General features: G+C 71.0%; 12 protein-coding genes. 4 read left to right on the top strand and 8 right to left on the bottom strand.

What is annotated here, in order from left to right:
- The first annotated feature begins 167 nt into the window (after window positions 1-167).
- A complete protein-coding gene (gene gabT, locus ACIP93_RS26695) occupies window positions 168-1,511 on the top strand; it encodes a 4-aminobutyrate--2-oxoglutarate transaminase (RefSeq protein ID WP_345220111.1) in 1,344 nt (447 codons plus the stop codon).
- A gap of 328 nt (window positions 1,512-1,839) precedes the next feature.
- Window positions 1,840-2,415 carry a phosphatase PAP2 family protein gene (locus ACIP93_RS26690; RefSeq protein WP_401762319.1) on the top strand — a complete coding sequence of 192 codons (576 nt, stop codon included), beginning with the start codon at window positions 1,840-1,842 and terminating at the stop codon, window positions 2,413-2,415.
- Here the strand turns inward: ACIP93_RS26690 and ACIP93_RS26685 are convergent.
- The 7 genes from ACIP93_RS26685 to ACIP93_RS26655 all read right to left on the bottom strand — a co-directional run bounded on the left by ACIP93_RS26685 (window position 2,384) and on the right by ACIP93_RS26655 (window position 10,355).
- The gene (locus ACIP93_RS26685; protein WP_401762316.1) at window positions 2,384-2,884 is read right to left on the bottom strand and encodes a hypothetical protein; all 501 of its coding nucleotides are present in this window, start codon (window positions 2,882-2,884) and stop codon (window positions 2,384-2,386) included. The two genes, ACIP93_RS26690 and ACIP93_RS26685, sit on opposite strands and share 32 nt — an antisense overlap.
- 179 nt (window positions 2,885-3,063) lie before the next feature.
- Window positions 3,064-4,482 (bottom strand): NAD(P)/FAD-dependent oxidoreductase, encoded by a 1,419-nt coding sequence (locus ACIP93_RS26680; protein ID WP_401762313.1) that lies wholly within the window; start codon window positions 4,480-4,482, stop codon window positions 3,064-3,066.
- Window positions 4,483-4,515: 33 nt separating this feature from the next.
- Entirely contained in the window at window positions 4,516-5,322 is an 807-nt protein-coding gene (locus ACIP93_RS26675) for an ABC transporter permease (protein WP_345220107.1), read from the bottom strand.
- Window positions 5,322-6,242 carry an ABC transporter permease gene (locus tag ACIP93_RS26670; protein ID WP_345220106.1) on the bottom strand — a complete coding sequence of 307 codons (921 nt, stop codon included), beginning with the start codon at window positions 6,240-6,242 and terminating at the stop codon, window positions 5,322-5,324. Before ACIP93_RS26670 ends, ACIP93_RS26675 begins: the two co-directional genes overlap by 1 nt.
- Window positions 6,239-7,390, bottom strand: a complete 1,152-nt coding sequence (locus ACIP93_RS26665) for an ABC transporter ATP-binding protein (RefSeq protein ID WP_345220105.1) — start codon at window positions 7,388-7,390, stop codon at window positions 6,239-6,241. Before ACIP93_RS26665 ends, ACIP93_RS26670 begins: the two co-directional genes overlap by 4 nt.
- 108 nt (window positions 7,391-7,498) lie before the next feature.
- Window positions 7,499-8,701: a PotD/PotF family extracellular solute-binding protein gene (locus tag ACIP93_RS26660; protein WP_401762310.1), complete on the bottom strand. Its 1,203-nt coding sequence runs from the start codon at window positions 8,699-8,701 to the stop codon at window positions 7,499-7,501.
- Window positions 8,702-8,840: 139 nt separating this feature from the next.
- Window positions 8,841-10,355, bottom strand: a complete 1,515-nt coding sequence (locus ACIP93_RS26655; protein WP_401762307.1) for a gamma-aminobutyraldehyde dehydrogenase — start codon at window positions 10,353-10,355, stop codon at window positions 8,841-8,843.
- 206 nt (window positions 10,356-10,561) lie between these two features.
- On the opposite strand from ACIP93_RS26655, the gene ACIP93_RS26650 reads away from it, so the two are divergent.
- Complete coding sequence (locus ACIP93_RS26650) at window positions 10,562-11,107, top strand: NADAR family protein (RefSeq protein WP_401762304.1); 546 nt, start codon at window positions 10,562-10,564, stop codon at window positions 11,105-11,107.
- A gap of 374 nt (window positions 11,108-11,481) precedes the next feature.
- On the opposite strand, the gene ACIP93_RS26645 is transcribed toward ACIP93_RS26650, so the two are convergent.
- Complete coding sequence (locus tag ACIP93_RS26645; protein WP_401762302.1) at window positions 11,482-12,141, bottom strand: DUF4190 domain-containing protein; 660 nt, start codon at window positions 12,139-12,141, stop codon at window positions 11,482-11,484.
- A gap of 177 nt (window positions 12,142-12,318) precedes the next feature.
- Here ACIP93_RS26645 and ACIP93_RS26640 point away from each other — a divergent pair, with 177 nt between their 5' ends.
- Complete coding sequence (locus tag ACIP93_RS26640; RefSeq protein ID WP_401762299.1) at window positions 12,319-13,347, top strand: adenosine deaminase; 1,029 nt, start codon at window positions 12,319-12,321, stop codon at window positions 13,345-13,347.
- The last annotated feature ends 7 nt before the right edge of the window (window positions 13,348-13,354 follow it).

Raw genomic sequence — 13,354 nt, 5'->3', positions numbered from 1 at the left:
GTTCCCCCGCGTCCGGGCTTCCGCACCCCCGGTCCCGCTATGTCCGTACCGGACAACACACTCCCCGTACTTCTCCGAGACGGAACATGCCCTCCGCCCCGCACCGCCCCTAGCCTGCGGAGTAACCGAAAGCGTCCGATTCACCCCACCCCCACCAGGAGCCCCTCATGAGCGCAGTCCCGCAGGAGCGCCGCCTCGTCACCGCGATTCCCGGCCCGAAGTCGCAGGAGCTCCAGGCCCGCCGCACGGCCACGGTCGCCGGTGGGGTGGGCTCCGTGCTTCCCGTCTTCACGACCCGGGCCGGCGGCGGCATCGTCGAGGACGTCGATGGCAACCGTCTGATCGACTTCGGCTCCGGCATCGCCGTGACCTCGGTCGGCGCGTCCGCCGAGGCCGTGGTGCGCCGCGCGTCCGCGCAGCTCCAGGACTTCACCCACACCTGTTTCATGGTCACGCCGTACGAGGGCTACGTCGAGGTCTGCGAGCAGCTCGCCGAGCTGACGCCGGGCGACCACGCGAAGAAGTCCGCGCTGTTCAACTCGGGCGCCGAGGCCGTCGAGAACGCGGTGAAGATCGCCCGCGCGTACACCAGGCGCCAGGCCGTCGTCGTCTTCGACCACGGCTACCACGGCCGCACCAACCTGACGATGGCGCTGACCGCCAAGAACATGCCGTACAAGCACGGCTTCGGTCCGTTCGCCCCGGAGATCTACCGCGTCCCGGTCGCCTACGGCTACCGCTGGCCGACGGGCGCCGAGAACGCCGGCGCCGAGGCCTCCGCCCAGGCCATCGACATGATCAACAAGCAGATCGGCGCGGAGAACGTCGCCGCGATCATCATCGAGCCGGTCCTCGGCGAGGGCGGCTTCATCGAGCCGGCCAAGGGCTTCCTCCCGGCGATCTCGCAGTTCGCCACGGACAACGGCATCGTCTTCGTCGCCGACGAGATCCAGTCCGGCTTCTGCCGCACCGGCCAGTGGTTCGCCTGTGAGGACGAGGGCGTCGTCCCGGACCTCATCACCACCGCCAAGGGCATCGCGGGCGGCCTGCCGCTGGCCGCCGTGACGGGCCGCGCCGAGATCATGGACGCCCCGCACGCGGGCGGCCTCGGCGGCACCTACGGCGGCAACCCGGTCGCCTGCGCCGCCGCGCTGGGCGCCATCGAGACGATGAAGGAGCTGGACCTCAACGGAAAGGCCAAGCGCATCGAGGAGGTCATGAAGGGCCGCCTCGCCGCGATGGCCGAGAAGCACGACGTCATCGGCGACATCCGCGGCCGCGGCGCGATGATCGCCGTCGAGCTGGTCGAGTCCGGCACCCGGGACGGCGCGAAGACCCCGGACGCCGCCGCTGCCGCCGCCCTCGCCAAGGCCTGCCACCAGGAGGGCCTGCTGGTTCTGACCTGCGGCACCTACGGCAACGTGCTGCGCTTCCTGCCGCCGCTGGTGATCGGCGAGGACCTGCTGAACGAGGGCCTGGACATCATCGAGAACGCCTTCGCGGGCATCTGATCCGCCCCTGCGGCACACTGCCTCTGTGAAGAACGTGTGGGGGGCCGATGGCGGGATCGGGTTCCCGCTGTCGGTCCCCCCTCTCCTGTCGTACGGTTCCTGGCAGATGAGAGAAACACCCCGCCCGCAGGGGACTGCGGGCGAGTCCGGGGCAGGGCTTCCCCAGCACCTCCCTGGTCGTGCCTTCGCGCACACCCCCGGAGCCTCTGGCTCCGGATCTCCTCACCGATCGGACGACGGTACGCCCCACACCCCCCGGGGCGGCCGCCCCTCCGGTCCGGTCGACTGCCCCGGAGCTTCCCCCCCTGCTCCGGGGCAGTCGGCGTTCGTGCGCACGCTCGCTTCCGCCGCGCTGCTGTTCGCGCTGGTCACCTGGCAGGTCGTGGTCCGTGGCCCGCTGTGGCGCGCGGACGTGCGCGTCGACCGCGCGGTGGCCGGGACCGGGCCCCGGTGGCTCACCGAGTTCCTCGCGGACCTGGGCAACGTCCAGGTCGCGCTCCCGGTGCTGGCGGCGGCCGTGGCGTACGCGCTGTGGCGGCGGCTGCGTGCCGCGCCGGCGGCGGCGCTCCCGGCGATGGCGGCGGTGCCGCTCGTCGTCGTACCGCTGAAGGCGTGGATCGACCGGCCCGCGCCCCTGGACGCGGCGCTGTCCGGGTACTTCCCCTCGGGGCACGCGGCGACCGCGGCCGTCGCGTACGGCGGGGCGGCGCTGCTGCTGCGGGCGTGCGGGCACGCCCGATGGCCGGTGCCCGTCGCGGTGGGGCTGACGGCGGCGACCGGCACCGGGCTGGTGCTGCGCGGCCACCACTGGCCGCTGGACGTGGTGGGCAGCGGCTGCCTGGCCGTGCTGCTGCTCGGGCCGCTCGCGTGGCTCAGTCGCCGTCCCCCGGGCCCTCGGGGCTGAGGTCCGCCGGGGGGCGCGGGGCCCGCACCATGCGGCCGGCCGCCTCGTGCATGGCCAGTTCCAGGACCGCCGGGTCCGTCAGGGTGCCCCGGCCGTCCGGGACGACCAGCCAGCGCACCCCGGCGGCGGTGACCCGGCCGGGGTACGGGACGACGATCCAGGTGCCGCGGCCCGCGCCCCGCACTCCGGTGCCCAGCCAGCGGGCGGCCGTGCCCGCGGGGACGAAGAACCCGGTGCGGGCGTCCCCGAAGTCGGCGAGCACCGGACCCGGGCGGTCGACCAGCCGGGTCAGGACGTCCAGGGTGGGGTGGCCGAGTTCGCCGGGGAGGATCAGGACGTCCCAGCGCCTTCCGGCCGGCAGCAGGGCGACCCCGTGGGGGTTGCGCTCCCACTCCCACCGGCAGGCGTCGGGGTCCGGGGCCACCGAGACCAGCCAGTCCACCGCGGTCTTCGCTTCCGAGCCAACCATCGCGGGTGGGCCTCCTTCTCGCTTCACAGTGCACGGATCAGTGCGTACACAGGAGAGAAGGGGCGGGAGCCGGATCATTACGCGGGTTTCACCGGTTGTCGGCAGTGAGCCGGCTCACCGCTGGGAACAGGTGTGGGCCCCCGGGCCGGCCGGGGGCGCACACCCCGCGGGCGCACGGCTCAGCTGTCGAAGCCCAGGCCCACCTTGTCCATGGCCTTCAGCCACAGGTTGCGCCTGCCGCCGTTGTCGTCGGAGCGCGCCATCGAACGCTTGGTGATCTCGATGCCGGCCCAGGCGATCGGCTCCGGCGGGAACGGCAACGGCTTGCTGCGGACCATCTCCAGTTCGGTGCGCTCGGTCCTCCTCCCGTCGAGCAGGTCGAGCATGACCTCCGCGCCGAAGCGGGTCGCGCCGACGCCGAGGCCGGTGTACCCGGCCGCGTAGGCGACCTTGCCCGCGTGCGCCGTGCCGAAGAACGCCGAGAAGCGGGTGCAGGTGTCGATCGCGCCGCCCCAGGCGTGCGTGAAGCGCAGGCCCTCCAACTGCGGGAAGCAGGTGAAGAAGTGCTCGGCGAGCTTGAGGAAGGTCTCCGGGCGGGAGTCCAGTTCGCCGCTGAGCCTGCCGCCGAAGTGGTAGACGGCGTCGTAGCCGCCCCACAGGATGCGGTTGTCCTCGGAAATGCGGAAGTAGTGGAACTGGTTGGCGCTGTCGCCGAGACCCGCCCGGTTCCGCCAGCCGACGGCGGCGAGCTGCTCCTCGGTGAGCGGCTCGGTCATCAGGGCGTAGTCGTAGACCGGGACCGTGAAGTGGCGCAGCCGCTTCACCAGCGAGGGGAAGACGTTGGTGCCCAGCGCCGCCCGGCGGGCGAAGATCCGGCCGTACGGGGTGCGCACGGCGGTGCCGTTGCCGTCCGAGGCGAGCTGGGTGGCCTTGGTGTTCTCGTAGACGCGGACGCCCAGGTCCAGGCACGCCCGCTTGAGGCCCCACGCCAGCTTCGCCGGGTTGAGCATGGCCACGCCGCGCTTGTCCCACAGGCCGCCGAGGAAGGTCGGCGAGTCGACTTCGGCGCGCATCGCGTCGGCGTCGAGGAGTTCCATGTGCTCGGCGAGACCGAGCCCGTCGGCCTCCTCGTACATCTCGTGGAGCTCCTGGAGCTGGTGCGGCTCGGTGGCGACGTCGATCTCGCCGGTGCGCTCGAAGGCGCAGTCGATGCGGTACTTCCGCACGGCCTCCTCGATGGCGTCGAGATTCTTCTCGCCGAGCTCTTCGAGCTTCTTGATCTCCTCGGGCCAGCGGGCGATGCCGTTGCCGAGACCGTGGGTGAGGGAGGCGGCGCAGAATCCGCCGTTGCGCCCGGAGGCGGCCCAGCCCACCTCGTTCGCCTCGATGAGGACGACGTCGCGCTGCGGGTCGCGCTCCTTGGCGATCAGCGCGGTCCACAGTCCGCTGTAGCCGCCGCCGACGACCAGCAGGTCGCAGCGCTCGTCCCCGGTGAGGGACGGCTCGGGGGCGGGCCTGGCCGGGTCGTCCAGCCAGAACGACAGCGGCTTCGCGCCGGAAAGGGATCGTGCGGCACTACGCATGGCGACCGGGGCCATGGTTTCCAACTCCTTCAAGCTCCTGAAGAGGAACTACTTGGGTGATGCGCTGTTCTTCCGGCGGCTCGCGAGGAACTGGCCGCCGAGGACCACCAGCACAGCGATGACGAACATGGCTGTACCAATGACGTTAATTTGTACGGGTGTGCCGCGCTGCGCGGAGCCCCAGACGAACATCGGGAAGGTGACCGTCGAGCCGGCGTTGAAGTTCGTGATGATGAAGTCGTCGAACGACAGCGAGAAGGCCAGCAGCGCGCCCGCCGCGATGCCGGGGGCGGCGATCGGCAGGGTGACCCGCAGGAAGGTCTGGACGGGACCCGCGTACAGGTCGCGGGCGGCCTCCTCCAGCCTCGGGTCCATCGACATGACGCGGGCCTTGACGGCGGTCACGACGAAGCTGAGGCAGAACATGACGTGCGCGATGAGCACGGTCCAGAAGCCCAGCGGCGCGCCCATGTTGAGGAAGAGGGTCAGCAGCGAGGCGGCCATGACGACCTCGGGCATCGCCATCGGCAGGAAGATCAGCGAGTTGATCGCGCCGCGCGCCCGGAAGCGGTAGCGGACCAGCGCGAAGGCGATCATCGTGCCGAGGACGGTCGCGCCGAGCATCGCCCAGAAGCCGAGCTGGAGCGACAGCGCGAGCGATCCGCACAGGTCGGCGACGCCGCAGGGGTCCTGCCAGGCGTCCGTGGAGAACTGCTGCCAGGCGTAGTTGAAGCGCCCGTTCGGCTTGTTGAACGAGAACACCATCACGACGACGTTCGGCAGGATCATGTACGCGAGGGTCAGCAGACCCGCGATGACCACGAGGTTGCGGCGGAGCCACTTGAGAGCCTGCATCAGACGAGGTCCTCCGTCCCGGACTTGCGCATGTAGACGGTGACCATGACCAGCACGATCGCCATGAGGATGAAGGACAGCGCGGCGGCCGTCGGATAGTCCAGGACCCGCAGGAACTGCGACTGGATGACCGAGCCGACCATCTTGGTGTCGGTCGAGCCGAGCAGCTCGGCGTTGACGTAGTCGCCGGCCGCCGGGATGAAGGTGAGCAGCGTCCCGGAGACGACACCCGGCATGGACAGCGGGAAGGTCACCTTCCGGAAGGTCGTCGCCGGGGTCGCGTACAGGTCGCCCGCCGCCTCGTGCAGGCGGCCGTCGATGCGCTCCAGCGAGGTGTAGAGCGGCAGGATCATGAAGGGCAGGAAGTTGTACGTCAGACCGCAGACGACCGCCAGCGGCGTGGCCAGCAGGCGCCCTCCCTCGGTCCAGCCCAGCCAGCTCGTCACGTCCAGGACGTGCAGGGTGTTGAGCACGTCGACGACCGGACCGCCGTCGGCGAGGATCGTCTTCCAGGCCAGCGTGCGGATCAGGAAGCTGGTGAAGAACGGCGCGATGACCAGCACCAGGACCAGGTTGCGCCAGCGCCCCGCCTTGAAGGCGATGAGGTACGCGAGCGGGTACCCGAGCAGCAGGCACAGGACGGTCGCGGTGCCCGCGTAGAGCAGCGAGCGGACGAACTGCGGCCAGTACTCGGCAGCCGCGTCCAGATATGTCCGGAAGTGCCAGGTGACCTTGAACCCGGCCTCCAGCGAGCCCTCCTGGACGGAGGTGGAGCCCTGGTAGACCAGCGGCAGCGCGAAGAAGACCAGCAGCCACAGGATGCCGGGGAGCAGCAGCCAGTACGGGACGAGGCGCTTGCGCGTCGAGGGCTTGTGGACGGGGGGCTCCGTCGCGGCGGGGGGCGCTTCGGTGACGGTCACGAGGCGTCCTCCACCGACTGCACGCCCGCGTCGATGGCCTGGTCCCCGTCGAGGCCGAAGGTGTGGTCCGGGTTCCAGTGCAGGACGACCTCGGCGCCGGGGGCGAGGCGGGAGTCGCGCTCGACGTTCTGGACGTACACGTCGAAGTCGGCGCAGGAGGGGCTGTCCACGATGTACTGGGTGGAGACGCCGATGAAGCTGGAGGCGGCGATCCGGCCGGTGATGCGGTTGCGCCCGGCGGGGATCGAGGCCGCGGCGTCGGCGTGGGTGATCGACACCTTCTCCGGGCGCACGCCCACCAGCAGCTTGTCGCCGGTGGAGGTCTGGGCCCGACATCGCGCGGCCGGGATCTTGATCTTGGCATCGCCGCAGGTCACGGTGATGACGTCGGCGCTCGCGGCGGCGACCTGGGCCGCGATGAGGTTGGAGGTGCCGAGGAAGTTGGCGACGAAGGTGGTCCGCGGGTTCTCGTACAGGTCGGCGGGGGCGCCGAGCTGCTCGACCCGGCCGCCGTTCATCACCGCGACCTGGTCGGCCATCGTCATGGCCTCCTCCTGGTCGTGGGTGACGTGCACGAAGGTGATGCCGACCTCGGTCTGGATGCGCTTGAGCTCCAGCTGCATCTGACGGCGCAGCTTGAGGTCCAGGGCACCCAGCGGCTCGTCGAGGAGCAGCACCTGCGGGTGGTTGATCAGGGCGCGGGCGACGGCGACGCGCTGCTGCTGGCCGCCGGAGAGCTGGTGCGGCTTGCGCTTGGCGAACTGGCCGAGCTGGACCAGCTCCAGCATCTCGTCGACCTGCTTCTTCACGGACTTGATGCCGCGCCGGCGCAGCCCGAAGGCGACGTTCTCGCTGATGTCGAGGTGCGGGAAGAGCGCGTAGCTCTGGAAGACGGTGTTCACCGGGCGCTTGTACGGCGGCAGGTGCGTGACGTCCCGGTCGCCGAGGCGGACGGTGCCGGTGGAGGGGTCCTCCAGGCCGGCGATCATGCGCAGCGTCGTCGTCTTGCCGCAGCCGGACGCGCCGAGCAGGGCGAAGAAGGAGCCCTGCGGGACGGTCAGGTCGAGCGGGTGCACGGCGGTGAAGGAGCCGTAGGTCTTGCTGATCCCGGCGAGGCGGACGTCGCCGCCTTCGGTCTTCTGAGTCATCGGTTGCGGTCCCAGGGGGGAGTCGGGGTGCGGCAGGGGGGCGTGGGGGGGCCGCCCGCACGTGGTGACACGTGCGGGCACCGGGTGGCGCGGGCCTCTTCGACGCGGTTACGCGCCGATGAGCTTGGCGAACTTCTCCTCGTACGTCTTCTCCTCCGCCTCGCTGAGCGTGCGGAAGGAGTGCGCCTTGGCCGCCATCTCCTTGTCGGGGAGGATCAGCGTGGAGTCCGCCAGCGCCTCGTCCAGCTTGGCGAGTTCCTCGCGGACGCCCTCGACGGGGCAGACGTAGTTGATGTACGCGGCGAGCCGGGCCGCGGGGCCGGGCTCGTAGTAGTAGTCGATCAGCTTCTCGGCGTTGGTCTTGTGCCGGGCCTTCGCCGGGACCAGCAGGTTGTCCGAGGAGGAGATGTAGCCGGCCCGCGGGATCGCGAACTTCACCGACGGGTTGTCCGCCTGGAGCTGTACGACGTCACCGGCCCAGGCGACACAGGCCGCCAGGTCGCCCTTCTCCAGGTCGGAGGTGTAGTCGTTGCCGGTGAAGCGGCGGATCTGCTTGCTGTCGACGCCCTTCTGGAGCCGGGCGACGGCCGCGTCGTAGTCGTCGTCCGTGAACTTCGCGGGGTCCTTGCCCATGTCCAGCAGCGTCATCCCCATGGTGTCGCGCATCTCGGACAGGAAGCCGACCTTCCCCTTGAGCCGGGGATCGTCGAGCAGTTGCGAGATCGACTCGACCTTGCGCCCGTCGGTGGCCTTCTCGTTGTACGCGATGACCGTGGCGATGCCGGTCCAGGGGTACGAGTGGGCGCGGCCCGGGTCCCAGGAGGGGTTGCGGAACTGGGCGGCGAGATTGGCGTAGGCGTGCGGCAGGTGCGTGGGGTCGAGCTTCTGCACCCAGCCCAGCCGGATCAGCCGGGCGGCGAGCCAGTCGGTGACGCAGATGAGGTCGCGGCCGATGTCCTGGCCGTTGTGCAGTTGCTGCTGGATCTTGCCGAAGAACTCGTTGTTGTCGTTGATGTCCGCCGTGTACTTGACGGATATCCCGGTGCGCTGCGTGAAGGCCGCGAGGGACGGATATCCCTTGTCGTCCTCGCCGACGTCCATGTACTCGGTCCAGTTGGAGAAGACGACCCGCTTCTCCCCGGCCGAGAAGTCGTCCGAGACCCCGGCCGTCCTGTCCTTGCCGCCCGCGGCCGGAATGCCGCAGGCGCCGAGCGCCCCGATGCCGCCGAGGGCGAGGGCGCCGCCGCCCGCGGCGCGCAGCAGCGAACGGCGGGTGAGTGCGCCGCGGCCGCTCGTGATGCTGCGCCGCATGGCCCTCTCCACCGCGTCGCCGCGGTGACTGCCGCGGCCGCTGCCGCCGGTGCCGCTTGCCGCGGAGGGTGACCCGTGCTGGAACTGCTCCATGCGCAATTGCCCTTTCGGGTGGGTTGCCGCTGGTCGAGCGGACTCTTTATCGGTCCCCGAAGATCGTGCGGTGCCAGTCCTTGCGGGCGACCGCGGTGTTGTCGAACATGACGTGCTTGACCTGCGTGTACTCCTCGAAGGAGTACACCGACATGTCCTTGCCGAAGCCGCTGGCCTTGTATCCGCCGTGCGGCATCTCGCTGAGGATCGGAATGTGGTCGTTGACCCACACACAGCCCGCCTTGATCTCGCGGGTGGCGCGGTTCGCCCGGAACACGTCCCGGGTCCAGGCCGACGCGGCCAGCCCGTACGGGGTGTCGTTCGCCAGCGCGACGCCCTCGTCGTCGCTGTCGAACGGCAGCACCACGAGCACCGGGCCGAAGATCTCGTCCTGGACGACCTCGCTGTCCTGGGCGGCGTCGGCGATCAGGGTCGGGCGGTAGTACGCGCCGTCCTCGAGGTCTCCCCGCGGGGCCTCGCCGCCGGTCACGACGCGGGCGTACGAACGTGCCCGGTCGACGACGGCGGCGACCCTGTCCCGCTGGGCGAAGCTGATGAGCGGGCCGAGGTCGGTGCTCTCCTCGAACGGGTCCCCGAGCCGTACGGACTCCATGAGCTCCGCGACACCGGCCACGAACGCGTCGTACAGCGGACGCTGTACGTACGCCCGGGTGGCGGCGGTGCAGTCCTGCCCGGTGTTGATGAGCGCGCCGGCGACCGCGCCGTTGACCGCCGCTTCGAGGTCGGCGTCGTCGAACACGAGGAACGGGGCCTTGCCGCCCAGCTCCAGGTGCAGCCGCTTGACCGTCGAGGTGGCGATCTCCGCGACGCGCTTGCCGACGGGAGTGGAGCCGGTGAAGGAGGTCATGGCGACATCGGGGTGACCGACGAGGTGCTCGCCGGCGTCCTTGCCCGCACCGGTGACGATGTTGATGACACCGTCCGGCAGCCCGGCCTCCGTGGCGGCCTGCGCGAACATGATCGAGGTGAACGGGGTCAGCTCGGCGGGCTTCAGCACGACGGTGTTGCCCGCGGCGACGGCCGGGAGGATCTTCCAGGCGGCCATCTGGAGCGGGTAGTTCCAAGGCGCGATGGACCCGACGACGCCGATCGCCTCGCGCCGGACGTAGGAGGTGTGGTCGCCGTCGTACTCACCGGCGGACCTGCCCTCCAGATGACGGGCGGCGCCCGCGAAGAACGCGACGTTGTCGACGGTCCCCGGTACGTCGAACTCCCGCGACAGTTTGATCGGCTTGCCGCACTGGAGCGACTCGGCGTATGCGAAGTCCTCGGCCTGCTCGGCGAGCACGGCGGCGAACCTGTGCAGGGCGTCGGAACGCTCGCCCGGGGTGGCCCCCGACCAGCCGGGGAAGGCCGCCTTGGCGGCTGCCACCGCCGCGTCCACGTCGTCTCTTCCGGCCAGTTCGTAGGTGAGGACCCCCTCACCCGTGGCGGGGTTCACGACCGTGTGAGTACGACCCGAGGTACCGGGACGCAACTGCCCGCCGATGTACTGTGCGCCGCCTGCGAAGCGGTCCTGCACCTGGAAGCGGTTGCCCATGACGCTCTCCTCCGCCGTTCACCCCGTCATACGGGGGTCGGCGTAGCTCCAGCTTGATTTGATTGCCGATCCTGACAGAGCAGTTCGCCACCAACAAGTGATTCCGTTGTTGCCTTTTGGTTACGCGACGGATTCGGTCGACCGTGTGTCGAGTTGGCGCGGAAATTCCGTACGGAGTGTCAGTGGCGGATGCCAGACTCGCATGCATGGGGAAGATCGAGGAGCTTGCGGCGCAGGTCAGCGGGGGCGAGCGGGTGAAGTTCCTGCACTTCTGGGGTCACCGTCCGCGACCGGACGGGACGCTGGGGCCGAGCATATTCAGCCAGTGGTGGCCGTCGCCGTTCACGGTGGACGGGACGCTCTACGCCACGGCCGAGCACTGGATGATGGCCCGCAAGGCGGAGCTCTTCGGCGACGCGGAGGCGGAGCGGGCGGTGCTCTCGGCTGCTTCTCCCGCCGAGGCGAAGAAGGCGGGCCGACTGGTCCGCGGCTTCTCCGAACCGGCCTGGGCCGCCGCGCGCTACGACATCGTCGTCGCGGGCAACCTCCACAAGTTCACCCGGCATTCGGAACTGGGCGCGTACTTGCTCGGCACGGGCTCGCGGGTACTGGTGGAGGCCAGCCCCCTCGACCGCGTCTGGGGCATCGGGCTGGCCGCGGACGACCCCCGCGCCGACACCCCGGCCGCCTGGCCCGGCCAGAACCTCCTGGGCTTCGCCCTGATGGACGTGCGCAGCGCACTGGCCGGCTGAGAACGGCCTCGGGCCGGGTCCCGTGCGGGGCGGCGCGGGTTCCGGGTGGGGCGGCGCGAGTTCCGTGCGGGGTGGGCCGGGTCCCGTGCGGGGCGGTGCGGGTCCCGTTGTGCTCGGGTGCGCGGCGGCTCAGCCGTTGTTCCGTGCGGGCGCGTCATGGCTGGTCGCGCAGTTCCCCGCGCCCCCGGCGGCATGCCCTCCGGGCAGCCGTCCCCGCGCCCGTCGCTCCAGCCCCCTTGGGCGGCGGGGCCGCCCCCGAGGGCGGAACGGACGGGCAAGGGGGCGGCCCCTCCCGCTCCCGGCCCACCCCGGCACCGCCCCGCCCAAACCCCCGTACCGGCCGCTCAACGCAGCGAGCCCCCGGCCCACCACCACTACCGCTGCGCGACGATGCTCCAGACGACGAACCCGAGGAACGCCGCCGCGACGGCGATCCCTATCGACCCCGTGATGATCCCCGCCAGCGCCATCCCCGGGTTCGTCGCCTCGCCCCGCGCCGCCTTCTTGCGCCCCAGGATCCCGAAGATCAGCGCGAGCGGGCCCAGGACCACACCGAGGTGCACGCAGAAGAGGCAGAGGGACAGGATCCCGAGCACCATCGCCGCGATCCCGAACCCGTTCTGCGGCTGGGCGGCACCCGTCCACCCGCCGGGCCCGGGGTACCCCGGGTATCCGGGATAACCGGGGTACCCCGGCCCCGCCCCGCCGGGCGCGCTCCCCGACGGGTAGGCAGGCGGGTATCCGTACTCCCCCGGAGACGCCCCCGGAGCCGGCGGATACCCGTACGCCGCCGGAGCACCGGGAGCACTGGGAGCCCCGGGAACGCCCGGGACCGTCGGCGCCCCCGGCATCCCGTCCGCCCCGGCCCCCGGCATCGACGTCACGGTCGGCTGATCGTGCACGGGGTTCGCGTACGCACCGCCCGCCCCCGGCTTCTCCAGCGGCACCCGGTTCGCGGATTCCTCCGGCGGCGCCCATGGGTCCGGCGCACCCGACGGTCCCGTCCCGTTCGGCTGCGGCGTGCTGTCTGACATGGCTCTCCCCCATCGGCGGTTCCCGGTCATGCTACGGCGTACCTCACATGGCCCAGTGCCCCGCCTACGATGATCCCGAACCACCCCGCATCCGCCCGCCACCCGCCCGTACCTGCCGGTACGCGCCCGGTCCGGGCACCCGCACCGCACCGCACCGCACCGCACCAGGAGGAACCGATGTCAGACCTGCGCCCCTTCGTCGCGGGCCTGCCCAAGGCAGAGCTGCACGTCCATCACGTCGGTTCCGCCTCCCCCCGGATCGTCGCCGACCTGGCAGCCCGGCACCCGGACTCCAAGGTCCCCGCCGACCCCGAGGCGCTCCGCGAGTTCTTCACCTTCACCGACTTCGCGCACTTCATCGAGGTCTACCTCGCCGTCGTCGACGTGATCCGCACCCCCGAGGACGTGCGCCACCTCACCTACGAGGTGGCCCGCGACATGGCCCGCCAGAACATCCGGTACGCCGAACTGACGGTGACCCCCTTCAGCTCGACCCGCCGCGGCATCCCCGAGGCGGCCTTCATGGAGGCCATCGAGGACGCCCGCAAGGCCGCCGAGTCCGAACTCGGCGTCGTGCTGCGCTGGTGCTTCGACATCCCCGGCGAGGCGGGCCTGGAGTCGGCGGAGGAGACCGTACGGCTCGCCCTGGAGCACCGCCCCGAGGGCCTGGTCTCCTTCGGCCTCGGCGGTCCGGAGATCGGCGTGCCCCGCCCCCAGTTCAAGCCGTACTTCGACAGGGCGATCGAGGCCGGCCTGCACTCCGTCCCGCACGCGGGCGAGACCACCGGCCCCGAGACCATCTGGGACGCCCTGACCGACCTGCGCGCCGAGCGCATCGGCCACGGCACCAGCGCCACCCAGGACCCGAAGCTGCTCGCGCACCTGGCCGAGCGGCAGATCCCGCTGGAGGTCTGCCCGACGTCCAACATCGCGACCCGCGCCGTCGCCACCCTCGACGAGCACCCGATCAAGGAGATGGTCGCCGCGGGCTGCCTGGTCACGATCAACAGCGACGACCCGCCGATGTTCGGCTCGGACCTGAACAACGAGTACGTCGTCGCCGCCCGTCTGCTGGACCTGGACGAGCGGGGCGTGGCGGAGCTGGCGAAGAACGCGGTGCGGGCGTCCTTCCTGGACGAGTCCGGCAAGGTGAGGCTCAGTGCCGAGATCGACGCGTACACCAGCGACTGGCTCGCCCGCCGCTGACCGCGAA

The organism is Streptomyces sp. NPDC088745 (assembly GCF_044751045.1).
GTDB classification, from domain to species: Bacteria; Actinomycetota; Actinomycetes; order Streptomycetales; family Streptomycetaceae; genus Streptomyces; species Streptomyces cremeus.
Note: the sequence above shows the minus strand (reverse complement) of the source record. Positions and strands in the feature narration are given on the sequence as shown.